Origin of the sequence: Saliniferula longa, assembly GCF_050789285.1 — a bacterium.
Taxonomy (GTDB): Bacteria; Pseudomonadota; Alphaproteobacteria; order Rhodobacterales; family Rhodobacteraceae; genus CAVPWP01.
This window is the reverse complement of the sequence record NZ_JBOUVX010000003.1, coordinates 564262-587035: the sequence shown is the minus strand read 5'-3', so window position 1 is coordinate 587035 and position 22774 is coordinate 564262. Positions and strand designations below refer to the sequence as shown.

The following is a 22774-nucleotide window of genomic DNA, read 5'->3' as shown; positions in this document are numbered from 1 at the left end:
CCATGCGGGCCCTGCGCCGGGGACGGCCCCAGCACCCATGACGCCGTCCCACCACGACTTCCCGATCGCGCAGGATCTGTCCGAGGTGATGCGCATGAACGTCTGGCTTGACGGCGTCATGGCGGCGCATGGCGTCGACAAGACCCTTTCGGACGAAGTGAAGGTCTGCCTCGACGAGGCGGTCACCAACGTCCTGTCCTACGCCTTCGACGACCCCGGTGCCGCCCGGGCCGATCTGCGTGTCAGCGTGGCCCCCGACGCGATCGTCGCCCGCCTCGTCGATGCCGGCCGTCCCTTCGATCCGCTGTCGGTAGAAAACCCCGGACCGGTCGAGAACATCGCCGACACCCCCATCGGCGGCCTGGGGATCGGGATCATGCGCCGCCTCGCTTCGTCGGTGGGCTACCTGCGCGACGGCGAGAGGAACATCCTGACCCTGCGCTTCGACCGTCAGGCCCCGGGGTCGGCCGCCGCGTCGGGCGCGGACCCAAGGTAGCGCAGCGCAAGGCAGGTCAGGTCGTCCGACGCCGGCTCGGCCCCGACATGCGCCGCCACGTCGGCCTCGATCCCCTTGACCAGCGCGGCCGCGTCGGCCCCGGCCCACCGTGCAAGCGCCGCCATCGTCCGGGCCTCGCCGAAAACCTGCCGGGACCCGTCGAAGGCTTCGGTTACGCCGTCCGTCGCCAGAACCACGGTCGCGCCCGGGGGCAAGTGCCGCTCGTGCTGAAGGAACCGCGCGCCGTCGAAGAACCCCAGCGCGGGTCCCGAAGGCGCCGCCTTCTCGGGTGGCAGGCCAGGCAGGCAGAAGAACACCTCCTCGTGCCCGCCGCTGGCCCAGGCGAAGCGACCGCTGCGCAGGTCGAGCGTTCCGAAGACAAGCGTGACGAACATGCTTTCGGCGTTGCCGTCGGCCAGAAGATCGTTGACCTGCGCGAGGGTTTCGGCCGGCGAAAGGCGCTGCCGGGCCACCGTGCGCAGCACCGTGCGCGAGACGCTCATGAAGATCGCCGCCGGAACGCCCTTTCCCGACACGTCGCCCACGGCGACGGCAAGGGTCTGCGGATCCAGCAGGAAATAGTCGTAGAAATCACCGCCCACGTCCTTCGCCGGCGTCATCGCGGCGGCGATGTCGAAGGTGGCCCCCGCCCCCGGTGTGTCGATCCGATGGGGCAGAAGGGCCCTCTGGATCTCGGCCGCCGTCGCCATCTCCTGCGCCAGAAGCCGCTTTTCCTGGATCTCGTGCGCCAGCTCGGCGAAGACGCCCGCGAAATGCGCAAGGCGGTCGCCGCTTTGGCGAAGCACGTCCAGCATGTCGGGCTCGAACGCGCCGGCCGCGAGCGCCCGCGTCGCCTGCGTGAGCGTCGCGATCGTTCCGTTCAGGCTTTGCAGGCGATGCCCAAGCTCACCGATGATCGACACGGCCGCGTCGGGGCTGAGCGCCAGAAGAGCGCGGATCGTGGACTGCTCGATCCGCAGAAGCGTCACCTGCGTGCGTGAGATCACGCTTGCCGTGCGCTCGGTCATCGCGAAGGCCGCGATTTCCCCCACCAGGTTGCCACGGCCAAGAACGGCCACTGTCACGCGGCCGGCTGCGGTGCGCACATCGACGTTCACCGTGCCGTCGACGATCAGGAAGGCCGAACTTGCCATCTCTCCCTGGCGGATGAATTCCTCGCCCGGTCCAAGCCGCAGCACGCGGCCCGAGCGCGCGATGTGGTCGCGTTGCTCGTCGGTCAGGGCCGAGAAGGACTGTGTCTGCCTCAGCAATGTCGCGATCGTTCCCGTGTCGACCGCGCCCGCATCGTCATCCATCGAAAATCGCCCCCCGGATCGCCGTCGCGGCAGACTGATCCACGGCGACCGTCCCCGCAAGTCGCCATCAGGCCGGTTTCTGCGCCGCGCTTGACCAAGGTCAATGCACCAATCGACGGGTCTGCTGTACCAGACGTGCGACCCGAAAAAAAAGGAGACGCGACATGCCCAGATCCCGGACGTCTTTCGACGACGTCGTCAAGCAGGCGCAGGAAATGGTGGCCCTCAACCCCGTGGCCGCGCCGCAGATGGAACAGTTCTGGCGCGCTCAGGATCGCATGCTGGACGCGGCCGAAGCCTTTTCGCAGGGGTGGTTCCAGCGCCGGCACGAGGCCACGAAGGCCGCGATCGGCGTGGCGCGGACGATGAAGGGGTCGGGCGGCGCCCGTCCCGATGCCGCGGCACGCGCGCTGACCGAGTGGCAGCGCGACTCGGTCGAGCGTCTGGCCGAGGATTTTCAGGGCTGGATCGAGTTCTGCACGCGCTGTGCCGGACACATGTCCGACGCGCAGATCGAGGTCGGCAAGGAGGGGCTCGAATCGGTCGAGAAGCGGGCCGGCGCCGCGACCGGGCTTCGTCACGCGACCCCGGTCTGACCCGGGCACGGCCGTGCGCCGCGACCTGACGTCCCGCGCCCGATGATCCTGCCGCCCGGGGACTTGCAGAGGCTGGGACCTCGCAGCGCTTTGGCGCGGGGTCCCGTCCGACATGCACCTGTCCGACGCCTTCGAACGCGCCGCGATCCTTGGCGAAACCGGGGCCGAGACATGGGGCGCCGCGATCGCCAGGCCTTTCGCCCGCGCCGAAGTGCGGTACTCTCCGATCGAACGCGAGGACAAGGCCCGGGCCTGGCTCGACCGGGCCGACCACGGCCCCGGCGACCGATCCCGGGACCGCCGGTCCTGATCTGACGAAAGACGCAGGCCGCGGGCGTGGTGCGCCCCCCGCCTTCGCACGGCTTGGATGAGGACCTTGGTCACGACCCCTTTCGACACTTCCTTCTCCTTCGCGCGCGAGGCCGGCGCGGTCGCCGCCGACCTTGGGTCGGACCCGGTGCGCGGTCTTGCGCCGGACGAGGCCGAGCGGCGCCTTGCCCGGCATGGTCCGAACGAATTGCGCCGGCAGAAGCCGCGCAGCGCGCTCGAGATCCTGCGCCACCAGTTCGTAAGCGTGATCGTCTGGCTGCTGCTGGCGGCGGCAGGCCTGTCGATGCTTCTGGGCGACCATGCCGAGGCGCTGGCGATCGGCGTCGTTCTTCTGATCAACGGAGCCATCGGCTTCTTCACCGAGCTTCGGGCGGCGCGCTCGATGGAGGCGCTCAGGCACCTTGCCGAGGTGCGCACCCGTGTCCGCAGGGGCGGGTCCGAACGCGCAATCGCGGCGCGCGGCCTTGTGCCCGGCGATCTTGTCATTCTCGAAGCCGGCGACATCGTCACCGCGGACATTCGTGTGACCGCGGCCTCGAACCTTCAGGCCGACGAATCCGCACTCACGGGCGAATCCGTGCCCGTGCTCAAGGACGTGGACGCCGTCGCCCGCGACGCCGCGCTGGGCGACCGCACAAGCATGGCCTTCAAGGGCACCGCGATCACGCAGGGCGCGGGCGAGGGGCTGGTCGTCGGCACCGGGATGCAGACCGAGATCGGGCGGATCGCCGACCTTGCCCAAAGCGCCTCGGGCGAGGCCGCCCCGCTGGAGCGCCGGCTTGACCTGCTGGGCCGCCGCCTTGTCTGGCTGACCTTCGCGCTTGCCGCCGTGACGATCGGCGCGGGGATCCTGCGCGGGCAGGACGTGGTCAGGATGATCGAGACGGGCATCGCGCTTGCCGTCGCGGCGGTGCCCGAGGGGTTGCCGGTCGTGGCCACGCTCAGCCTTGCGCGCGGGATGTGGCGGATGAGCCGGCGCAACGCGCTGATCACGCGCCTGTCGTCGGTCGAGACGCTGGGCGCCACCACCGTGATCCTGACCGACAAGACCGGGACGCTGACCGAAAACCGCATGTCGGCGGTCCGCTATCTTCTGGACGACACGACTGTCGAGGTCGCGAAGGGCACCGATGGCCGCAGTTTCACGGTCGACAGCCGGATCATCGGCCCGCTTGCGGACGCACGCCTTGCCTGGGCGCTTCGGATCGGGGCCCTTTGCAACAACGCCGGCCTTGGCGACGGCTCGCACGACGACCGGACAGGCGATCCGATGGAGGCCGCCCTTCTGTCGGTCGCGCGGGACGCGGGTGTCGCCCGCGCCGACCTTCTGGACCTGCATCCCGAGCGTGTCGAACATGCCTTCGACCCCGACAGCAAGATGATGGCGACGGTCCACGAACGGGGCGGGGCGCACCTCTTTGCCGTGAAGGGCGCGCCCGAGGCGGTGCTCGAGCGCTGCACTCAGGTGCTTTCGCAGGACGGCCCGCGCGCCCTTGACGCCCGCCAGCGCGAGGACTGGGCGCATCGTGGGGCGCTGGCCGCGCGGGACGGGTTGCGGCTGTTGGCGCTGGCCTTTCGTGACGATGACGACGCAAGGGCCGATCCCTACCGCGATCTCGTTCTCGTCGGTCTGGTCTGCCTTCTCGACCCGATCCGGGACGGCGTGCCCGAAGCCATCGCCGAAAGCCGCCGGGCCGGCGTGCGTGTCGTCATGATGACCGGCGATCACGCCGCCACCGCGCAGACGATCGCCCGGCGGGCCGGTCTGGCCGACGACGACCCACGGGTGATCGAGGGCACGCGGCTGGTCGGGCTCGACCCCGTGACGGTGGGCGACGACCTGCGCGACGAGATCCTTGCCGCCGACGTCTTTGCCCGCGTCGCGCCGGAGACGAAGCTGACGCTGGTCGCGCTGTTCCAGCGTGCGGGCCATGTCGTGGCGGTGACGGGCGACGGCGTGAACGACGCGCCCGCGCTGCGCAAGGCCGACATCGGCATCGCCATGGGCCTGCGCGGCACCCAGGTCGCGCAGGAGGCCGCGCACATGGTCCTGCGCGACGACGCCTTTTCCACGATCATCGAGGCGATGCGGCAGGGCCGGGTGATCTTCGGCAACATCCGCAAGTTCGTCGTCTACCTGATGTCGTGCAACGTGAGCGAGGTCCTCGTGGTCGGCATCGCCGTGGGCATCGGACTGCCGGCACCGCTTCTGCCGCTGCAGATCCTGTTCCTGAATCTTGTCACCGACGTCTTTCCTGCCTTCGCCCTGGGACTGGGGACCGGGGATGCGCAGGTGATGATGAAGCCGCCACGCGACCCGTCCGAGGCCATCGTCGAGCGGCGCCACTGGCTGCGCATCGGTCTGGCCGGGGCCGCGATCACGGTGGCGACCCTTCTGGCCTTCACGCTGGCGCTCTTCTGGCTGGAGCTTGACGCCGCGGCTTCGGTCACCGTGGCGTTCCTGACGCTGGCCACGGCGCAGCTCTGGAACGTCTTCAACGTCCGCGATCCCGCCGCCGGCCTCGTTCGCAACGACGTGACGGCCAATCCCTATGTCTGGGGGGCGATCGCGCTTTGCCTCGGGCTGCTGGGTCTTGCGCTTTGGGTGCCGTCGCTGGCCGGCATCCTGGGTCTGCCCTGGCCCGGCCGCGCGGGACTCGTGACCGCGCTTGGGGCAGGGGTCCTGCCGCTTGTCATGGGTCAGATCTGGCTTGCGGCGCACGGGCGCCGGCGCAGACTGCGGGGCGGCTAGCGGACGCGCGGCCCCGCGAACGGGCCGCGCGTCCGTCCGCGCCGGCCGTCAGGCCGACACGAGCATCCCGTCGGCCTTCAGGCCGGCGTAGGTTTCGTCCAGCGACCGGGTGGCACGGTCGATCAGCATGTCGACCTCGTCATGCGAGATGGTCAGCGGCGGAGCGATGATCATCCGGTCGCCGACATGGCGCATCACCAGGTTGTTGGCAAAGCAGCGTTCCCGGCAGCGGTAGCCCACGGTTCCGGGTTCCGAGGCGAACTTGGCGCGCGTCGACTTGTCCGGCGTGAGCGCGATCGAGGCCATCAGGCCCTTCTGCACCGCCTCGCCCACCAGCGGGTGATCCGTCAGCGCCTTCCAGCGTTCCCACAGGTAGGGACCGATGTCGGTGCGCACGCGCTCGACCAGTTTCTCCTCGACGATGATGCGCAGGTTCTCGATCGCCACGGCGCAGGCCACCGGGTGGCCGGAATAGGTGTAGCCGTGGTTGAAGTCGCCCCCGCCGTTGATGACCTCGGCGACATGATCGGCCACGATCGAGCCGCCGATCGGCGCATAGCCCGAGCTCAGGCCCTTGGCGACGGTCATGATGTCGGGCGTCAGGTCGTAGGTCTGGCTGCCGAACATCTGCCCGGTGCGGCCGAAGCCGGTGATGACCTCGTCGGCGATGAAGAGGATGTCGTGCGCCTCGAGCACGCGCTTGACCTCGGGCCAGTAGCTGTCGGGCGGCACGATCACGCCGCCGGCGCCCTGCACCGGTTCGGCGATGAAGGCCGCGACCTTGTCCTCGCCGATCTCGGCGATCTTCTCGGCCAGCTGGCGGGCGCGGGCGATGCCGAAGTCGTCGGGGCTCAGGTCGCCGCCTTCGGCCCACCAGTTCGGCTGGTCGATGTGCACGATCCCCGGGATCGGCAGGCCGCCTTGCGCGTGCATGCCGCCCATGCCGCCCAGGCTGGCCCCGCCCATGGTCGAGCCGTGATAGGCGTTCCTGCGCGAGATGATGACGGTCTTCTCGGGCTTGCCGCGCGCCGCCCAGTAGTGCCGGACCATGCGGATGTTGGTGTCGTTCGCTTCCGACCCGCCCGACGCGAAGAAGACGTGGTTCATGTGCTCGGGCGCAAGCCGGGCGATGGTCTCGGCCAGTTCGATCACCGGCGGGTGCGAGGTCATGAAGAAGGTGTTGTAATAGCTCAACTGCAGCATCTGCGCGTGGGCCGCGTCCGCCAGTTCGCGCCGGCCGTGGCCGATGTTGCAGCACCAAAGCCCCGACATCCCGTCAAGGATCTGCTTGCCCTCGGAATCGGTCAGCATCACGCCATCGGCGTGGGTGATGACACGCACACCCCGCTTGGCAAGGGCGTCGCCGTCCGAGAACGGATGCATGTGGTGCGCCGCGTCGAGCGCCTGAAGCTCGGCCGTGGGCAGGTGATTGGCTCGGATGTTCATGTCTCACCTTCGTTGGCGACGCCGCCGTCCGGCGTCCGGGTTGCGTGATCCAGGAGCATGTCCATGCCCTGGGCGATGTCGGCCTCGATCGCGCGGCGAAAGCCGTCACGGTCGCCGGCCCGAAGTGCCTCGATCGCGCCGACGTGGTGGTCGGCGCGCGGGGGTTGCCCGTCGAAGGCGTCGCAGACGATCCGCATGCCGGGCGCGAAGCGCAGCCACAGCAGTTCCGCCAGCGCAAGCAGCACAGGCGCGCCGGCGGGCTCGTAGATTGCGAAATGAAGGGCGTGGTTGCTGCGCATGTAGGCCGGCACGTCCCGGGCGCGCAGCGCCGTCGTCACCTCGGCGTCGATCGCGGCCAGCCGCGCCGCCTGCGGGGCAAGCCATGGGAACGCGCGATGCGCAAGCTCGCCCTCGATGGCCAGCCGCGCGTGGCGGATCTCGCCCAGGGTGGCCGCATCAAGCGGCGGCACGAAGATCGTGCGGGCGTCGCGGAATTGAAGCGCGCCCTCGGCGACAAGGCCGCGCAGCGCATCGCGGGCCGGGATCACGCTTATCCCCTCGGCTTCCGAGACGCGCCGGATCGAGATCGACTCTCCGGGCAGGAACCCGCCTTCAAGCAGCCGTTCGCGCAGCCGCGCGCCGATGCTGTCGGCGGCGGTCTGCGGGCGAAAGCCCTGGCGCGTGTCGGATCGCGGCGTCGTCATCGCTGTCTCGTTCCAAAACTGCCGAAAAACCGGTCAAATGCCTTGCCGTTGCGCAAGGTAACGGCCTCTCTACTTGTGAATGCCCGCGAATCCCTGTTGACATATGGCCGGGGTCGCGGAACAGGTTATGTGTTATAACACGTGGCTTGCCGCGTAAACAAGGAAACCTATGGGGAGACGACAATGAAACGACGCAATCTCTCGCTGAGCCGCCGCTCGGCGCTCAAGGGGATCGGCGCCGTCGGTCTCAGCTTCTCGCTTCCGACGGGGGCGCGGGCTCAGGGCAGCACGGTGAATTTCCTGAACTGGGACACTTACATCGGTGAGACCACGATCGAGGACTTCACCGCAGCGACAGGCATCCAGGTCCAGTACGACCTTTTCGCCGACAACGAAGAGCTTTTCGCGAAGTTCCGTGGCGGCAATCCGGGCTATGATCTGATCGTGCCGACAAACGACTTCGTCGAGCGGTTCATCCTGGCCGACCTGCTTCAGCCGCTGGATCATGCCCGCATCCCGAACATCGCGAACATCGACCCGGCCTTCCTGAGCCCGGCGCATGATCCCGAGCGTCGCTTCTGTCTGCCTTACATGTGGGGCACCATCGGCATCGGCTATCGCAAGTCCGAGGTCGACGCGACCCCCGACAGCTGGGGTCTGCTTTACGATTCGGACCAGTATGCCAACAAGATCGCGCTGCTGGGCGAACCGACCACCGTCCTTCAGATGGCGTTCAAGTACATGGGCAAGTCGCTCAACGACTGGTCCGACGAGAACATCGCCGCCGCGACCGACATGATCATCGCCCAGAAGTCGCGCATCACCGCGTTTGCGCCCGACAACGGCCAGGACCTGCTGATGGCGGGCGAGGTCGTTCTGGCGCAGGAGTGGAACGGCGACATCCTTCAGGCGATGTCGGAAGACGACGACCTCGATTATGTCGTGCCGCGTGAAGGCGGGCTTCTTTGGGAAGACGCGCTTTGCATTCCGGCCGGGGCGCCGAACCCCGAAGGTGCGCACGAGCTGATCAACTTCCTGCTCGACGCCGAAGTGGGTGCCGCGATCGCGGACTTCATCTACTACGCGACGCCGAACGCCGCCGCAAAGGCGCTGATGGGGCCCGAGTACACCGACAACCCGGCGATCTTCCCGTCGGCCGAGGTGATCGCGAAGTCCGAAGTCTCGATCTTCCCGGGCCAGGATGTCCTGCCCAAGATCGACGCGGCCTGGACACGCATCCGGGCAGCGGGCTAAGGCTTTCAGGCCGGCCGCCATCCGGCGGCCGGCCCTTTCGCTTCGATGGAAAGCTACCGCAACAATTTCCGGGTCTTCCTGGCGTTCTTCACGCCCAGCTTCGGCTGGCTGCTGCTGTTCTTCATCGCGCCGCTTGTCATCATCTTTCTCTACAGCTTCGGCGAGACCGTCTCGCTCACCGAGGTCGAGACGACGTGGACGCTGCAGAACTACGCCCGCCTGTTCGAACCCGAGATCGTCACCTTGTTCTGGCGCTCGCTCGCGCTTGCGGGGCTTTCGACCATCGTCTGTCTCGTGATGGGCTATCCCATCGCTCTTGTGATCGCGACGGCGCCGGCGCACTGGAAGCCCTGGCTCTTGCTGATCGTGATCCTGCCGTTCTGGACCAACCTGCTGATCCGCACCTATGCGCTTCTGAACATCCTCGGCACGCAGGGGCGCGTGAACAACCTGCTTGAATGGCTCTGGACGCAGGCCGACGGCTTCTTCAGCCTGATCGGCCTTGGTGCCTATAACATCATGGGCGAGGACTTCGAGCCGATCGTCTTCCTTGGTCGGTGGAGCGGGGTGATCATCGGCCTTGTCTATGTCCATCTGCCGTTCACCGTGCTGCCGATCTATGCCGCGCTCGAGCGGCTGGACCGGTCCTTCCTCGAGGCAAGCCTCGATCTGGGCGCAAGCCAGTGGCGGACCTTCCGGTCGGTGCTGGTGCCGCTGACCATGGCCGGGATCGTGACCGCCGCGATCATCACCTTTATCCCGATGCTGGGGTCCTACCTGACGCCCGCGCTTCTGGGTCGGGGGCAGGTCGACATGATCGCCAACGTGATCGAACGCCAGTTCAAGGGCGCGAACGACTGGCCCTTCGGCGCCGCGATGTCGCTGTTCCTGCTTTACGTGACCTTCATCATTCTTGCGATCCAGGCCTTCGCCTCGATGCGCCGGAAGGGAGGAATGTCGCGTGGCTAAGGCACGAGCCGAGCGTCCGGGACCCTTCGACTATGCGCGCAAACGCTGGTTGCAGATCGTCTTCCTCCTGTCGACGATCTTTCTTTACGCGCCGATCATCGTCCTGATCATCTTTTCGTTCAACGACTCGCGGCGCGGCGGCAACGTCGTCTGGCGCGGGTTCACCTTCGATTACTACGTGAAGGCGGCCAACAATGCCTCGCTGATGGAGGCCTTCGGCAACTCGCTGATGATCGCGGTGGTGTCCACCATCTTCTCGGTGATCCTCGGCGCGATCACGGCGGTGGTCCTGTGGCGGTTCCGCTTCCCGGCCAAACCGGGCTACGAGGGTCTGGTGGCCTTGCCGATCGTCGTTCCCGAGATCTGCCTTGGCGTGGCGATCGCGGTCTTCTATTCCTACTTCAACCTCTACGTGCCGCCGGGCACGCCCTGGCCGTTCAACCTGACGAACATCATCATCGCGCACATCACCTTCTCGTTCCCCTTCGCGGCGATGGTGATCCGCACGCGGCTGACGAGCTTCAACCGCGAGATGGAGGAAGCCGCGAAGGATCTGGGCGCGACCGAATTCCAGGTCTTCCGCGATATCCTGCTGCCACATATGAAGCCCGGCCTCATCGCGGGCGGCCTTCTGGCCTTCACGCTGTCGCTGGACGACTTCGTGATCACCTTCTTCACCTCGGGTCCCGACACCGTGACCTTCCCGGTCAAGGTCTATTCGATGGTCCGTTTCTCGGTGACGCCCGAGATCAACGCGGCGTCGACGGTCCTCATCCTCATCACGCTGGTGCTGACCGCCATCGCCATGCGCTTCCAGAGCTTCGGAGACGAAAGACGGTGACTTCAACCCCGATCATCTCGATCCGCAACGTCACCAAGCGCTTCGGCGACTTCGTGGCCCTCGACGACGTCTCGATCGACATTCGCCCGGGCGAAATCTTCGCCCTGCTTGGTCCTTCCGGCTGCGGCAAGTCCACGCTTTTGCGGATCATCGCGGGGTTCGAGATGCCGACCGAAGGCGAGGTGCTGATCGACGGCAAGGACATGACCGACGTGCCGCCGAACAAGCGGCCGGTGAACATGGTGTTCCAGTCATATGCCGTGTTCCCGCACATGTCGGTCGAACAGAACGTGGCCTATGGCCTGAAGATGGACAAGCTGCCGGCGTCCCAGATCGGTCCGAAGGTCGCCGAGGCGCTGGAACAGGTGCACCTGACCCAGTTCGCCAAGCGCATGCCCGACCAGCTGTCGGGCGGCCAGCGCCAGCGCGTGGCACTGGCGCGCGCGCTGGTCAAGCGGCCCCGGGTGCTGCTGCTGGACGAGCCGCTTTCGGCGCTGGACGCCAAGCTGCGCGACGCCATGCGGCTGGAACTGGTGAAGCTTCAGCAGACCGTGGGCGTGAGCTTCGTCATGGTGACCCATGACCAGTCCGAAGCCCTTGCCATGGCCGATCGGGTCGCCGTTCTGAACAACGGCCGGCTGCGCCAGCTGGCCGATCCGATGGCGCTTTACCAAAAGCCCGCCGACGCCTTCGTGGCCGACTTCATCGGCCGGGTGAACCTTTTCGACGTGACCTCGGTCGACACCGCGGCGCGGACGCTTCAGGCGGCCTCGATCGGGACGGTGCCCCTTGCGGGGGGCATGACCATTCCTTCGGGCAACCTCGTCGTGGCGATCCGTCCCGAATTCATCTCGCTCAGCCCGGGACCCGCGCCCGAAGGGTCGGGCAAGCTGACCGCTTCGCTGGGCGATGTCGCCTATCAGGGCGACAATTCGATCGTCGAGGTCGAACTGGCGGATGCCCGTCAGGTGCAGATCCTGATCAGCAGCGCCGAAACCGCACGGTTCATGGCGCTGGATGTCGGGTCTCCGGTGACGCTCGACATCGACTACGCGAACATGTCGCTTCTCAGCCGCTAGCCTCGGCGTCCGCCTCCAGTCCTGCCGTTACACCCAGCCCGGCCGCTGCAAGGATGGCCTTCGCCGCGCGGGTGGGGCCGGGGTCGGCCTTCATCCGCGCCGAGGCCGCGGCCAGCCGCGATCTGAGCGACGTGTCCCCCAGAAGGTCGGCGATCGCCGCGGAAAGCGCGTCGGGCCGCCAGTCGGACCGGTGCATGTGCCGCCCGGTTCCGGTTGCCACCGCCCGCTGCGCGTTGTCGTGCCCGTCCCAGCAATAGGGCATGATCAGCGACGGCACCCCGTGATACAGCGCCTCGCAGAAACTGTTGTTGCCGCCGTGGTGGATGAAGAGCGCCGATTGCGCCACGACCGAGGGCTGCGGGAACCAGTCGCCCAGATAGACGTTGTCGGGCACGCGGTCGTAGTGCTCGCCGAAGGCGCCCACGTTGACGACGAAGCGCGCCTCGATCCCGGCGAAGGTGTCGATCATGCGCCCGATCAGCCCGGTGTCGATGGCGCCAAGGCTGCCGAAGCTGAGATAGACCAGTGGCCCCCGGTTCATCGGAAGCGTGGGAATATCCATCGCCACCTCGCGCCGCACGCAGCCTTCCAGGAAGACGAAGCGGTCCTCGGGCAGCGGGACCGCGCGGGGATAGCGCACCGCCGAGGGCGCAAGAAGCAGGTTCAGCACGGGCGAGGGCTCAAGGAATTCGCCGCGGGGCAGGGGGGGCAGTCCCGCCGCCCTGCGGAAGCGGTTGTAGCGCCGGTGCGCCGGGTCGGTGGCGCGCGCATAGGCGCGCCGGAAGGCGGCGATCCCGTCCCGATCCTCGGGTGGCAAACCCGAAAGATACGGCGGCACAAGCGGGTCGGGCAGCTCGGTCTCGGCGCAGGAGATGACGCGCACCCAGGGACAGCCGGCCCGCGCGATCGCCGGGAACAGGATCACGTTGTCAAGGACCACCGCATCGGGCCGGATGCGGGCCAGCACGTCCTGCAATTCGGCCTCGACCGCGATGGCGGAGTCGACGATCGCATCCCAGGTCGGCGCCACGTAGGCCTCCAGCTGGTCGGCGGGCGACAAGTCGAAATGCGGCAGGTGCACCCGGATGAAGGTCTGCCAGGTCTCGGCGGCCGACGCGTCCGCCGGGCGTGCGTCGCCCGACAGGCGGTATTCCTTGAACCCGTAGTCGGCGAAGACGCCGCCGAAGCCCGGGTGGCACAGAAAGACCGGTTCGGCGCCGAGGCGTTCAAGCTCCTGCGCGATGCCCACGCAGTTCAGCGCCGCGCCGAAGCTTGCCTCGGGGAAGAAGGCGATGACCGGCCGGCGCATCAGACCTCGCCCCGCGCCATGGCAAGCGTGAGCGGCGGAATGCCCCGGTTCGCCGCGTCGGGCCGCGTCTTCTGCGAGCGCCGCAGATGAACCACCATAAGGTCCGCGCCCAGTTCGAGGTCGCCGCGCATCAGCGCGTCAAGGATGTCGATATGTTCGGCGATGGCCTGCCGCATCCGGAATTCCGGGATCGCCGTGGTCTTCTGCGTGCTCCGCCGCAGCCGGTGGTGGGCCAGAAGCGTGACCCGCAGGAACCGGTTGCCCGAAGCGCGCGCGATCAGCCCGTGAAAGTCCGTATCCAGCCGCAGAAACCCGCCTTGGGTGGTGCGCACGTCACTTTGGTCGAGGTGGCGTTGCAGCGTCTGGCGCATCGTCCCGGCCTGGGTGGGATCCAGCGCGAAGCCCGGCGTCAGGATCGCCTGCGGTTCAAGGATCATCCGGAAGCTCAGGCTGTCGTCGACCGCGCGGGGCGAATCGAGAATCGGCTGGAACACCCAGGATTGCCCCGGCTGCTGCGAAACGACCCCGTCACGTGTCAGTATTTTTAGCGCATTTAATACTGCTGCGCGCGACGCATCATATCGCTCGGCCAGCGCGCGGACCGTCTGCACCTCGCCCAGGCGCCGGGCCGCGCGGTCGCGCAGGATGCGGGTGGCAAGCGTGTCTTCGGCCTGCTCGAGCCGCTGCACGGTTTCGGCGTCCGCTTCGACCGGATCGACGGCAAGGAAGTATCCCTCTTCCGGCCTCTTCGTCAGAAAACCCTGCAATAACAACATCTCGAACGTGGCCCGGATCGGGGTGCGCGAGACCCCGCACAGTTCGGCGAAGCGCTGCTCGGGCAGGTGGTCGCCGCGTTTCAGCCCATGTCCCTGCACATGCCGCACCACCGCGCGGGCAAGCTCGAGGTGGTTCTGCCGGGCGTTGCGCCGTGACCGGGGCATGGGCGGAGTCCTTCATTTCGGGCGGTTTGCCCCTGTTTCCCTGGGGTCGGGCAAACAGGACCGTCAAAACAGATTGACGCATTATTTTGATAAATCAAACTGTCAAAAGTGGCAGGGGAAACGCTGCCGAAAAAAGCCGAGGGCAGTCTGGCTGCCCCGCCGACAGCATGGAGGTTCGATATGAAACGCATCCTGACCCGAGGCGCGGCCACAGCCGTGCTCGCCCTTCTGACCACCCCCGTCCTTGCACAGTCCCTGGTCGTCTCGAACTGGGACGGCTACATGGCGCCCGACGCGATCGACGCCTACACGGCCGCGACCGGAAACGCCGCCGAACTGGTGCTGCACGCCACCAACGAAGAGATCATGGGCAAGCTCATCGCCTCGAATGGCGCGGGCTACGACGTGGTCTTCGTCTCGTCGCCCTTCGCCGAGGTGCTGCACAACCTCGGTCTGGCCGAAACGCTCGACCACGCGAAGATCCCAAACCTCGCCAATCTCTACCCCGAGGCGCAGGCGCTGGAGCACGATCCCGGCAACACCTTCTCGTTGCCCTACGCCTGGGGCACCACTGGGCTGTGCTATCGGTCCGACCTGATGGCCGAGGCCCCCGATTCCTGGGCCGACCTGCTGTCGCCGTCCGAGGACGTCGCCGGCAAGACGACGATGCTGGCCACCGACCGCTGGCTTCTGGGCGCGGGCATGCTCGCCAACGGGTTTTCGGTGAACGAGACCGACCCCGACAAGCTGGCCAAGGTGCGCGACGACCTGATCGCGGCGAAGAAGACGCTTCTCGCCTACGACGACACCACCTTCTACGCCAAGCTGGTCTCGGGTGAGGCGGTGATGGTCCAGGCCTGGGACGGCTGGTGCAACTACGGCATCGCCGAGAACGCCGACATCAAGTACGTGATCCCCGCCGAAGGCAGCGATCTCTGGGTCGACACCATGGTGATCCTGAAGAACTCCGAGAACAAGGACGCCGCCTACGCCTTCGTCAACTTCATCCTCGACGCAGGCAACCACCGCTGGGCGGCCGAGAACATCCTTTACAAGGTGCCGAACAAGGCCGCGATGGACGGACTTGATCCGTCGCTGATCGAGACCTTCCCCAACATGGGCGACAGTCCCGCCGACCTTGCCCAGTTCGAGCAACTGCGCGACGTGGGCGAGGCGCAGCGCGACTATGCCCGCACCGTGAACGAAATCCGCGCGGCCAACTGAGGCCCGACGAACTACAGGCGCGCGGCCGGCCGTCCATCGGCCGGCCGCGATCCGGACAGGCGCATGATCCACCGAAAGTCCACGCTTCTGATGGCACCCGCGCTGGGCTGGCTGACCGCGCTGATGGTCATCCCCTGCGCGCTTCTGCTGGCGCTCGCCTTCTTCCGGCGGGGGATCTACGGCGGCATCGAATACACCTTCACGCTGGAAAACCTCGCGCTGGTCTTCGACCCGCTCTATGCGGGCATCTTCCTGAAATCCGCGTGGATCGCCGGGCTGGCCACGGTGATTGCGGTGGTGATCGGCTATGCCGCAGCCTACGCCATCGCCTCGATGCCACGGCACCGACAGCCGGTGCTTCTGTTCCTGGCGGTGCTGCCGTTCTGGTCGAACTACCTTGTGCGGACCTACGCCTGGATCGTGCTTCTGAACCGCGAGGGGCTGATCACGATGCTGGCGCGCTCGTTCGGCTATGAGGGCGAGATGCCGCGCCTTCTGTACACCGAAAGCGCGGTGGTAGTGGGGCTTGTCTACAACTACCTGCCCTTCGTGATCCTCGCCTGTTATGCGCCGCTGGCGCGCATGAACCCCGAACTGACCGAGGCCTCGCGCGATCTTGGCGCCTCGGCCTTCACGACCTTTCGCCGGGTCGTGCTGCCGCAAAGCGTGCCGGGCATCGCCGCTGGCGCCGTCTTCGTCTTCGTCCTGTCGATCGGCAACTTCGTGACGCCCGCGCTTCTGGGCGGCGGGCAGTTCCAGATGATCGGCAACCTGATCTACGCCCAGTTCCTGACCGCGAACGACTGGCCCTTCGGGGCCGCGATCGCGATGGTGCTGATCGCGATCATGATGGCGCTTCTCTTTGCCCAGACCTACGCGACCGAACGGGCCTCGGGCCATCGGGACGGCCGGGGGGCGGCCGCGTCATGACCCGCTCGCGCGCCCAGACCCGTCTGATGCTGGCCATCCTTGGGGCGGTCTTCGCCTTCCTCTATGTGCCGATCTCGGTCCTTTTCGCGCTGTCGTTCAACGAGGGCGGACTGCCCACGGCCTGGACCGGCTTTTCGACGAAGTGGTATGGCGAGCTTCTGCGCAATGCCGACATCATGGGGGCGGCGTGGAATTCGCTGATCGTCGCCGTCGCCTCGACCGTGATTGCGACGGTGCTTGGCACGCTTCTGGCCATCGGGATCGAGATGCGGCGCCGCAAGGGCCGGCTTGTCGAGACGCTGGTCTTCGCGCCGATGATCATTCCCGACATCGTGCTGGCGATCGCGCTGCTCAGCATGTTCTCGCTGGCCGGCGTGCGCATGGGCCTGCACACGATCATCGTCAGCCATGTCGTCTTCAACCTTGCCTTCGTCTGCGCGGTGGTGCGGGCGCGGCTGCGCAGTTTCGACTGGTCGATCGTCGAGGCCTCGACCGATCTTGGCGCGCCGGCGACGGTGACGCTGCGCCGGGTGATCCTGCCGTCGCTTCTGCCGGCGGTGATCGCGGGGGCCCTTCTGGCCTTCACGCTGTCGATCGACGAATTCATCATCGCCTTCTTCACCGCCGGGGCGGGGCGCAGCTCGATCACGTTGCCGATGCAGATCTTCGCGATGATCCGCTTCGGGGTGACGCCCGAGATCAACGCCCTGGCGACCATCGTGATGACACTCAGCCTGGTGATGCTGGCGATCTCGCAGCGCCTCAACCGTGGAAGCCTGCCCGGACAATGACCGACGCCGCCCCCCTTCTGTCGATCCGCGACCTTTCGAAGTGCTTCGGGGCCCATCGGGCGCTGGACGGCGTGACGCTCGACATTCGTGAGAACGAGTTCTTCTCGCTTCTCGGGCCGTCGGGATCGGGCAAGACGACGCTGCTGCGGATGCTGGCCGGGTTCGAGGACCCCTCGGGCGGGACGATCGTGCTGGAGGGCCGCGACATCTCGCGCGTGCCGCCCGAGAAGCGGCCGGTGAACCTGATGTTCCAGTCCTATGCGCTGTTCCCGCACATGACGGTCGAGGGCAACATCGCCTACGGCCTCGAAATGGAGAAGCTGCCGCGCCCCCAGATCCGTGCACGGGTGGACGAGTTGCTCGAGATGATCCAGCTTGCACCGCTGGCGCGCCGCAAGCCCGATCAGCTGTCGGGCGGGCAGAAACAGCGCGTGGCGCTGGCCCGTGCGCTGGCCAAGCGGCCCCGGCTTCTGCTGCTCGACGAACCGCTGGGCGCGCTCGACAAGAAGCTTCGCGGCGAGATGCAGCTGGAACTCAAGAAGCTCCAGCACGACTTCGGCATCACCTTCATCGTCGTCACCCACGATCAGGAAGAGGCGCTGGTCATGTCGGACCGTATCGCCATCCTGCGCGACGGGCGGCTGGTGCAATGCGCCGGCCCGCGCGAGATCTACGAACACCCCGCCGACCGCTTCGCCGCCGACTTCATCGGCGTGATGAACTTCCTGCCCGGCGCGGTGCGATCCGGCGCCGTCGCCCTGGCGGACGGCACGGCGGTCGGCGCCGACGCGCCGCTGCCGCCCGAGGGCAGCGCGGTCGTGGCCGCCGTCCGCCCCGAACGCCTGTCGCTTGACGCCGGCGCGGGCGCGAACCGCCTTGCCGGCACGGTCGAGGCCACCGCCTATCATGGCCTCGACCTGCAACTGCGGGTGCGCACCCCCGCCGCGCCCGCCCCCCTGACCGTGCGCCTGACCGCCGATGTCGCGGCCGAGCGTCCGCTTTCGCCGGGCGATCCGGTGACCCTGCACTGGGCCGCCGCCCACACCCGTCTCTTTCCAGCCTGACAGAAGAAGGACCCGACCCATGTCACAGAAGACCTTCGCATTCTTCCCCGAAGCCGCATTCGGCCCGGCGCTCAACTCGGTGGGAATCGCGCAGGCGGTCACCGCGCGCGGCCACAAGGCGGTGTTCCTGTCGGACCCCGGGTTCGTCCCGGTCTATGAAGGCTATGGCTTCGAGGCCCATCCAGTGGCCCTGTCCGAGCCGATGCCGGCCGAGGAGATGGCCAAGTTCTGGGAGAACTTCATCAACGGCCACATCCCGAACTTCGCGAAAAAGCCGATCGACCAGATCGACACCTACGTGAAGGATTGCTGGACCGCGATCGTCGACAGCGCGAAATGGGCGCAGAAGGACCTGCCTGACGTGCTGGATCGGATCAGGCCCGATGTCATCGCCGTCGACAACGTGATCCTGTTCCCCGCGATCAAGCAGTATGGCGTGCCTTGGGTGCGCGTCATCTCCTGCTCGGAGAACGAGATCGAGGACGAGGCGATCCCGCCGCACCTTTCGGGCATGAGCGAGGCCGACACCGCAGGGCACGCGGCCTTCCGCGCCCGCTTCAACAAGGTCATCAAGCCGATCCACGACGACTTCAACGCCTTCCTTGGCGACTGCGGAGAAGACCCCTATCCGCTGGGCCAGTTCTTCGAGGCCTCGCCCTATCTCAACCTTCTTCTCTACCCCGAACCGCTGACCTACACGCGGGCCCATCCGCTGGACCCGACGCGCTTTCAGTACCTTGAAGGCTGCGTGCGCAAGGAGGCGCCCTACGAGGTGCCGACTTTCGCCGCGAACAATGACGGGCCGCTTCTTTACGTGTCGTTCGGCAGCCTCGGGGCGGGGGACACCGATCTTCTCAAGCGCATCATCGCGGCGCTGAGCAAAAGCCGCTACCGGGCGCTGGTGAACGTGGGCGACTACATCGACAGCTACGATGACCTGCCGCCCAACGTGCAGATCGCCAGCTGGTTCCCCCAGCCCTCGGTCATCCCGCAGGTCGACGCCGTGATCCACCACGGCGGCAACAACAGCTTCACCGAGTGCCTCTATTTCGGCAAACCCGCCATCGTCATGTCCTATGTCTGGGACGGCCACGACAACGGGATGCGGCTTCAGGAAACCGGCCACGGCTTCCGCATGGACCGCTATGAATGGACTGAGGACGAGCTTCTGGCGAAGATCGACGCGATGCTGACCGACCCGGCGATGAAGGATCGGCTGACGAAGATCTCGGCCCACATGCAGTCGAAAAGCGGGCCCGAGAAGGCCGCCGACCTTCTGGTCGCTCTGGCGGAGGGGTCGAAGTGACGAACCTTGCCGCGTCGGCCCCGCATATCCACGGCGCCGCCACCTTCGACGACCTTGCCGACTGGGGCGCGCAGCCCAACGCGCTGGCCGGCGCCTCGCATTCGTCGGGGCGTCTTCTGGCCAAGGGCGAGGGGCTGGAAACCGGGCTCTGGATCTGCACGCCCGGAACCTGGACACTGTCGATCCCCGGCGACGAGTTCTGTCATTTCGTCTCGGGCCGCGCGCGCTATACCGGCGACGACGGATCGGTGATCGAGGTCGGCCCCGGCACCTGCGTGGCCTTCCCGGCCGGCTGGTCGGGCACGGCCGAGGTCTTCGAGACCATGCGCAACGCCTACATGTTCACCGCCGCCGAACCCGCCGACGACTTCGCCACCGCGAAGGTCCTGACCGACCCCCTGTCGATCACCGAGACGGTCGATTGGGGCGTGATCCCGACGATGATCGAGGGCGAAAGCCGGGTCTACGGCGTGCTTCTTGACCGCCGCCCCGACCGGCGCAGCGAAACCGGCATGTGGTGCTGCACCCCCGGCGTCTGGGAGTGCCACGTCACCAGCGACGAGTTCTGCCACTTCCTCGACGGGCGCTGCACCTACGTCCACGAAAGTGGCGACGTGATCGAGGTCACGCCCGACACCGCCGCCTTTTTCCCGAAGGACTGGAAGGGCGTCTGCACGGTGCACGAGACGATCCGCAAGGTCTACATGATCCGATGACCCCCGCGCATTACCTCACCCCGCATCGCATCACGTCGACGGGCGCCCCGCGCCCCGTCATCGACCCCGCGACGCTTGAGACCGTGGGCCACATCGCCGACACGACCGAAGCGGAGTTGGCAACGGTGCTGGCGCGCCTGAATGCCGCGCAGGCGCGCTGGGCTGCGCTTGACGCCAAGACGCGGGCGAAGCACCTGCATGCGCTGGCGAACCGGATCGAGGCCGCCGACATGACCGCCTGCGCCATCACGATGAGCCGCGAGATGGGCAAACCCTATCCCGAGGCCATCGGCGAGATCGCGAACTGCGCGCCGATCTTCCGCTACTACGCCGAAATGGCGCGGGACGAAGCCGGCAAGGTCGCGGGCACCACGCAGGCGGGCAGCTTCCAGTATGCCCGCTACGAACCGCTGGGCGTTTCGGCCCATATCATGCCGTTCAACTTCCCGATCCTGCTGATGTGCTGGACGGTGGCGGCCTCGCTTGCCGCCGGCAACGCCTGCGTGATCAAGCCCGCCGAGGCGACGACACTGTCGACGCTTGCGTTCATGGGCCTCTTCGACGGATTGCCCGAGGATCTGGTGGCCTGCGTTCCGGGCGGGGCCGGGGTGGGGGCGGCGCTTGTGGCCTCGCCCCTGACCCATGCCGTGGCCTTCACCGGATCGGTCCGCGCCGCGCAGACCGTGGCGGCCGAGGCCGCGCGGCGCATGAAGCCCGCCGTGATCGAGGCGGGCGGGTCCGACCCGATGATCATCTCGGCCTCCGCGCCGCTTGACGTGGCGGCGGCGGGGGCGGTGACCGGGGCCTTCCACATGTCGGGGCAGGTCTGCACCTCGACCGAGCGGATCTTCGTGGTGGACGAGGTGCACGACGCCTTCGTCCGCGCCTTCGTGCGCGAGGCCGAACACCTGCGCATCGGCAACGGGCTGGGCCGGGTCGAGATCGGCCCCCTGGTCAGCGAGGCCGCCCGCGCCAAGGTCATTCGCCTCGTGGACGATGCCGTGGCCAAGGGCGCGCGGGTCGAATGCGGCGGCGCGATCCCGCAGGGCCTTGAAACCGGCTGGTTCTACGCCCCGACCATCCTGACCGGCTGCACGCCCGAGATGGACCTGATGCACGAAGAGATCTTCGGCCCCGTCGTCGGCATCACCCGCGTGAAGGACTTCGCCGAAGCCATCGCGCGCGCCAACGACAGCGCCTTCGGCCTTGGCGCCTCGGTCTTCACCACCTCGCTCGACGAGGCGATGACCGCGGCCGAGACGCTTCAGGCCGGCATGGTCTGGGTCAACAACCCGCTCATCGACAACGACGCGCTGCCTTTCGGCGGCTGGAAGGCCTCGGGGCTGGGCCGCGAACTGGGGCGGATGGGACTTGAGACCTTCCGACGCTCGAAAATGGTCATCATGGACCACCGGCCGGTTCGGCAGGACTGGTGGTATCCCTATCCCGACGACTGGTTCCTCGACCAGGGCGGCGGGCGCAAGCACACATGAGCGGAGAGACGACCTTGGCAGGCAGGACACTGGTCATTCTGGGCGGCGCGGGACTGATGGGGCAGGGGATCGTGCGCGATCTGCTGTCCGACCGGGCCATCATCGACATCGCCGAGCTTCGGGTCTGCGACACCGCAACCGACCGGATGGAGGCGCTTGCGCGCCAGATGGACGACCCGCGGATGACCACGCGCCTGGTCGATGTGACCGATGCGGCCTCGATGGCGGCCGCGCTTCGGGGCGCTGACATCTGCATCAACGCGGTGCCGACGCTTGCGGGGCACCAGATGGCGATCTTCGCGGCGGCGCTCGAGGCGCGGGTCGACTACCTCGACCTCGGGGGGCTGGGCGTCTTCACGGTGAAGCAGCTCGACTGGCGCGACCGCTTCGCCGAAGCGGGCGTCGCAGCGGTTCTTGGCGCGGGTGCCGATCCTGGGATGTCGAACGTCATCTGCCGCGCCGTGGCCGACCGGCTGGACGCAATCGACAGCATCAACCTGTACTGGGCGGCCGAACTGGAGGGCCCCGAGAACCCCGTCCTTTGCCCGCCCTATTCGATCTCGACCGTGCTGGCGGAATACGCCGACCCCTCGACCCAGTTCCTCGACGGCGCGCATGTCCAGTGCCCGCCGCTTTCGGGCGTCGAGGTGCTTGACCTGCCCGAGCCCTGGGGCCGGTGCGAGTTCATGTATTCGCCGCACTCCGAACAGCTGACCGTGCCCCTTGCCCCGGGCATCGCCGAGAAGGGCATCCGCGAGTTCACCTGGAAGCTGCACCTGCCTCACCGCGAACACGAGGCCTGGATCGGCCTGATCAAGGCCGGCTTCGGCGACTTCCGCCACCCGGTGACGGTGCGGGGCGTCGAGGTCTCGCCGCTCGAGGTTCTGTCGGCGGTCATCAACCGCAACATCGCCGAGAACGCCCACCGCATGCCCGACCAGTCGTCGCACGAGATCCACTTCGCCATCGGCCGGGGCCGGATCGGCGGCAAGCCCGCGACCGTGCGCTGCGAGGTCGAGGTGCATCCCGATCCGATCTACGACGGCTATGTCGACGCCTGCACCTCGATGAACGCCTCGATCGCGGCGCAGCTCATGCTGAGCCAGCCGCGTCGTCCCGGCGTCTGGGCGCCCGAGTCCTATTTCGAGGTCGCGGGCTACCTTGCGGAATGCGAGAAACGGAAGTTCGCGGTCAGCCTGACCGTGCAGGAAGCTTAG

At 67.3% G+C, this 22774-nt stretch carries 20 protein-coding genes and 1 pseudogene; 16 read left to right on the top strand and 5 right to left on the bottom strand.

Going from position 1 to position 22774, the window contains the following annotated elements; translation table 11 throughout:
* Positions 1 to 37: 37 nt before the first annotated feature.
* Positions 38 to 496 carry an ATP-binding protein gene (locus tag ACRDNQ_RS15885; RefSeq protein ID WP_431829667.1) on the top strand — a complete coding sequence of 153 codons (459 nt, stop codon included), beginning with the start codon at positions 38 to 40 and terminating at the stop codon, positions 494 to 496.
* Here ACRDNQ_RS15885 and ACRDNQ_RS15880 read toward each other — a convergent pair.
* Entirely contained in the window at positions 451 to 1812 is a 1362-nt protein-coding gene (locus ACRDNQ_RS15880) for a PP2C family protein-serine/threonine phosphatase (protein ID WP_431829666.1), read from the bottom strand. The two genes, ACRDNQ_RS15885 and ACRDNQ_RS15880, sit on opposite strands and share 46 nt — an antisense overlap.
* Positions 1813 to 1976: 164 nt before the next feature.
* Between ACRDNQ_RS15880 and ACRDNQ_RS15875 the strand changes: the two genes are divergently transcribed.
* The 3 genes and pseudogenes from ACRDNQ_RS15875 to ACRDNQ_RS15865 all read left to right on the top strand — a co-directional run bounded on the left by ACRDNQ_RS15875 (position 1977) and on the right by ACRDNQ_RS15865 (position 5490).
* On the top strand, positions 1977 to 2408 hold the full coding sequence (locus ACRDNQ_RS15875; RefSeq protein WP_431829665.1) for a hypothetical protein: 432 nt from the start codon (positions 1977 to 1979) through the stop codon (positions 2406 to 2408).
* A gap of 76 nt (positions 2409 to 2484) precedes the next feature.
* Positions 2485 to 2718, top strand: a pseudogene (locus ACRDNQ_RS15870) (SpoIIAA family protein); the annotation flags it as partial.
* 66 nt (positions 2719 to 2784) lie between these two features.
* The gene (locus ACRDNQ_RS15865; RefSeq protein ID WP_431829664.1) at positions 2785 to 5490 is read left to right on the top strand and encodes a cation-translocating P-type ATPase; all 2706 of its coding nucleotides are present in this window, start codon (positions 2785 to 2787) and stop codon (positions 5488 to 5490) included.
* A gap of 48 nt (positions 5491 to 5538) precedes the next feature.
* Here the strand turns inward: ACRDNQ_RS15865 and ACRDNQ_RS15860 are convergent, their stop codons facing one another.
* Positions 5539 to 6936, bottom strand: coding sequence for an aspartate aminotransferase family protein (locus ACRDNQ_RS15860; RefSeq protein ID WP_431829663.1), 1398 nt, complete (start codon positions 6934 to 6936; stop codon positions 5539 to 5541).
* Positions 6933 to 7640 carry a GntR family transcriptional regulator gene (locus ACRDNQ_RS15855; protein WP_431829662.1) on the bottom strand — a complete coding sequence of 236 codons (708 nt, stop codon included), beginning with the start codon at positions 7638 to 7640 and terminating at the stop codon, positions 6933 to 6935. The genes ACRDNQ_RS15860 and ACRDNQ_RS15855 overlap by 4 nt, the downstream gene beginning before the upstream one ends.
* Positions 7641 to 7823: 183 nt before the next feature.
* On the opposite strand from ACRDNQ_RS15855, the gene ACRDNQ_RS15850 reads away from it, so the two are divergent.
* The 4 genes from ACRDNQ_RS15850 to ACRDNQ_RS15835 are packed head-to-tail and all read left to right on the top strand — an operon-like array spanning position 7824 to position 11783.
* The gene (locus tag ACRDNQ_RS15850) at positions 7824 to 8894 is read left to right on the top strand and encodes an ABC transporter substrate-binding protein (RefSeq protein WP_431829661.1); all 1071 of its coding nucleotides are present in this window, start codon (positions 7824 to 7826) and stop codon (positions 8892 to 8894) included.
* 45 nt (positions 8895 to 8939) lie between these two features.
* Positions 8940 to 9863 (top strand): ABC transporter permease, encoded by a 924-nt coding sequence (locus ACRDNQ_RS15845; protein WP_431829660.1) that lies wholly within the window; start codon positions 8940 to 8942, stop codon positions 9861 to 9863.
* Positions 9856 to 10704 (top strand): ABC transporter permease, encoded by an 849-nt coding sequence (locus ACRDNQ_RS15840; protein ID WP_431829659.1) that lies wholly within the window; start codon positions 9856 to 9858, stop codon positions 10702 to 10704. The genes ACRDNQ_RS15845 and ACRDNQ_RS15840 overlap by 8 nt, the downstream gene beginning before the upstream one ends.
* A complete protein-coding gene (locus tag ACRDNQ_RS15835; protein ID WP_431829658.1) occupies positions 10701 to 11783 on the top strand; it encodes an ABC transporter ATP-binding protein in 1083 nt (360 codons plus the stop codon). The genes ACRDNQ_RS15840 and ACRDNQ_RS15835 overlap by 4 nt, the downstream gene beginning before the upstream one ends.
* Here ACRDNQ_RS15835 and ACRDNQ_RS15830 read toward each other — a convergent pair.
* The gene (locus ACRDNQ_RS15830) at positions 11773 to 13092 is read right to left on the bottom strand and encodes a nucleotide disphospho-sugar-binding domain-containing protein (protein WP_431829657.1); all 1320 of its coding nucleotides are present in this window, start codon (positions 13090 to 13092) and stop codon (positions 11773 to 11775) included. The genes ACRDNQ_RS15835 and ACRDNQ_RS15830 overlap by 11 nt on opposite strands.
* Positions 13092 to 14033, bottom strand: coding sequence for a GntR family transcriptional regulator (locus ACRDNQ_RS15825; RefSeq protein ID WP_431829656.1), 942 nt, complete (start codon positions 14031 to 14033; stop codon positions 13092 to 13094). Before ACRDNQ_RS15825 ends, ACRDNQ_RS15830 begins: the two co-directional genes overlap by 1 nt.
* A gap of 180 nt (positions 14034 to 14213) precedes the next feature.
* Here ACRDNQ_RS15825 and ACRDNQ_RS15820 point away from each other — a divergent pair, with 180 nt between their 5' ends.
* The 8 genes from ACRDNQ_RS15820 to ACRDNQ_RS15785 all read left to right on the top strand — a co-directional run bounded on the left by ACRDNQ_RS15820 (position 14214) and on the right by ACRDNQ_RS15785 (position 22774).
* Complete coding sequence (locus ACRDNQ_RS15820) at positions 14214 to 15257, top strand: polyamine ABC transporter substrate-binding protein (protein ID WP_431829655.1); 1044 nt, start codon at positions 14214 to 14216, stop codon at positions 15255 to 15257.
* Positions 15258 to 15320: 63 nt separating this feature from the next.
* Positions 15321 to 16187 carry an ABC transporter permease gene (locus ACRDNQ_RS15815; RefSeq protein ID WP_431829654.1) on the top strand — a complete coding sequence of 289 codons (867 nt, stop codon included), beginning with the start codon at positions 15321 to 15323 and terminating at the stop codon, positions 16185 to 16187.
* Complete coding sequence (locus tag ACRDNQ_RS15810; protein WP_431829653.1) at positions 16184 to 16978, top strand: ABC transporter permease; 795 nt, start codon at positions 16184 to 16186, stop codon at positions 16976 to 16978. Before ACRDNQ_RS15815 ends, ACRDNQ_RS15810 begins: the two co-directional genes overlap by 4 nt.
* On the top strand, positions 16975 to 18042 hold the full coding sequence (locus ACRDNQ_RS15805) for an ABC transporter ATP-binding protein (RefSeq protein ID WP_431829652.1): 1068 nt from the start codon (positions 16975 to 16977) through the stop codon (positions 18040 to 18042). The genes ACRDNQ_RS15810 and ACRDNQ_RS15805 overlap by 4 nt, the downstream gene beginning before the upstream one ends.
* 19 nt (positions 18043 to 18061) lie before the next feature.
* Positions 18062 to 19348, top strand: coding sequence for a glycosyltransferase (locus tag ACRDNQ_RS15800; RefSeq protein ID WP_431829651.1), 1287 nt, complete (start codon positions 18062 to 18064; stop codon positions 19346 to 19348).
* Positions 19345 to 20064: a cupin domain-containing protein gene (locus tag ACRDNQ_RS15795; RefSeq protein WP_431829650.1), complete on the top strand. Its 720-nt coding sequence runs from the start codon at positions 19345 to 19347 to the stop codon at positions 20062 to 20064. Before ACRDNQ_RS15800 ends, ACRDNQ_RS15795 begins: the two co-directional genes overlap by 4 nt.
* Positions 20061 to 21557 carry an aldehyde dehydrogenase family protein gene (locus ACRDNQ_RS15790; protein ID WP_431829649.1) on the top strand — a complete coding sequence of 499 codons (1497 nt, stop codon included), beginning with the start codon at positions 20061 to 20063 and terminating at the stop codon, positions 21555 to 21557. Before ACRDNQ_RS15795 ends, ACRDNQ_RS15790 begins: the two co-directional genes overlap by 4 nt.
* The gene (locus ACRDNQ_RS15785; RefSeq protein ID WP_431829648.1) at positions 21554 to 22774 is read left to right on the top strand and encodes a saccharopine dehydrogenase family protein; all 1221 of its coding nucleotides are present in this window, start codon (positions 21554 to 21556) and stop codon (positions 22772 to 22774) included. The genes ACRDNQ_RS15790 and ACRDNQ_RS15785 overlap by 4 nt, the downstream gene beginning before the upstream one ends.

Excerpts from the sequence above, each read along its gene's own strand:
- ACRDNQ_RS15885 (WP_431829667.1), top strand. The coding sequence starts at position 38 with ATGACGCCGTCCCACCACGACTTCCCGATCGCGCAGGATCTGTCCGAG.
- ACRDNQ_RS15880 (WP_431829666.1), bottom strand. The coding sequence starts at position 1,812 with ATGGATGACGATGCGGGCGCGGTCGACACGGGAACGATCGCGACATTG.
- ACRDNQ_RS15875 (WP_431829665.1), top strand. The coding sequence starts at position 1,977 with ATGCCCAGATCCCGGACGTCTTTCGACGACGTCGTCAAGCAGGCGCAG.
- ACRDNQ_RS15860 (WP_431829663.1), bottom strand. The coding sequence starts at position 6,936 with ATGAACATCCGAGCCAATCACCTGCCCACGGCCGAGCTTCAGGCGCTC.
- ACRDNQ_RS15855 (WP_431829662.1), bottom strand. The coding sequence starts at position 7,640 with ATGACGACGCCGCGATCCGACACGCGCCAGGGCTTTCGCCCGCAGACC.
- ACRDNQ_RS15850 (WP_431829661.1), top strand. The coding sequence starts at position 7,824 with ATGAAACGACGCAATCTCTCGCTGAGCCGCCGCTCGGCGCTCAAGGGG.
- ACRDNQ_RS15845 (WP_431829660.1), top strand. The coding sequence starts at position 8,940 with ATGGAAAGCTACCGCAACAATTTCCGGGTCTTCCTGGCGTTCTTCACG.
- ACRDNQ_RS15830 (WP_431829657.1), bottom strand. The coding sequence starts at position 13,092 with ATGCGCCGGCCGGTCATCGCCTTCTTCCCCGAGGCAAGCTTCGGCGCG.
- ACRDNQ_RS15825 (WP_431829656.1), bottom strand. The coding sequence starts at position 14,033 with ATGCCCCGGTCACGGCGCAACGCCCGGCAGAACCACCTCGAGCTTGCC.
- ACRDNQ_RS15820 (WP_431829655.1), top strand. The coding sequence starts at position 14,214 with ATGAAACGCATCCTGACCCGAGGCGCGGCCACAGCCGTGCTCGCCCTT.
- ACRDNQ_RS15815 (WP_431829654.1), top strand. The coding sequence starts at position 15,321 with ATGATCCACCGAAAGTCCACGCTTCTGATGGCACCCGCGCTGGGCTGG.
- ACRDNQ_RS15810 (WP_431829653.1), top strand. The coding sequence starts at position 16,184 with ATGACCCGCTCGCGCGCCCAGACCCGTCTGATGCTGGCCATCCTTGGG.
- ACRDNQ_RS15805 (WP_431829652.1), top strand. The coding sequence starts at position 16,975 with ATGACCGACGCCGCCCCCCTTCTGTCGATCCGCGACCTTTCGAAGTGC.
- ACRDNQ_RS15800 (WP_431829651.1), top strand. The coding sequence starts at position 18,062 with ATGTCACAGAAGACCTTCGCATTCTTCCCCGAAGCCGCATTCGGCCCG.
- ACRDNQ_RS15790 (WP_431829649.1), top strand. The coding sequence starts at position 20,061 with ATGACCCCCGCGCATTACCTCACCCCGCATCGCATCACGTCGACGGGC.
- ACRDNQ_RS15785 (WP_431829648.1), top strand. The coding sequence starts at position 21,554 with ATGAGCGGAGAGACGACCTTGGCAGGCAGGACACTGGTCATTCTGGGC.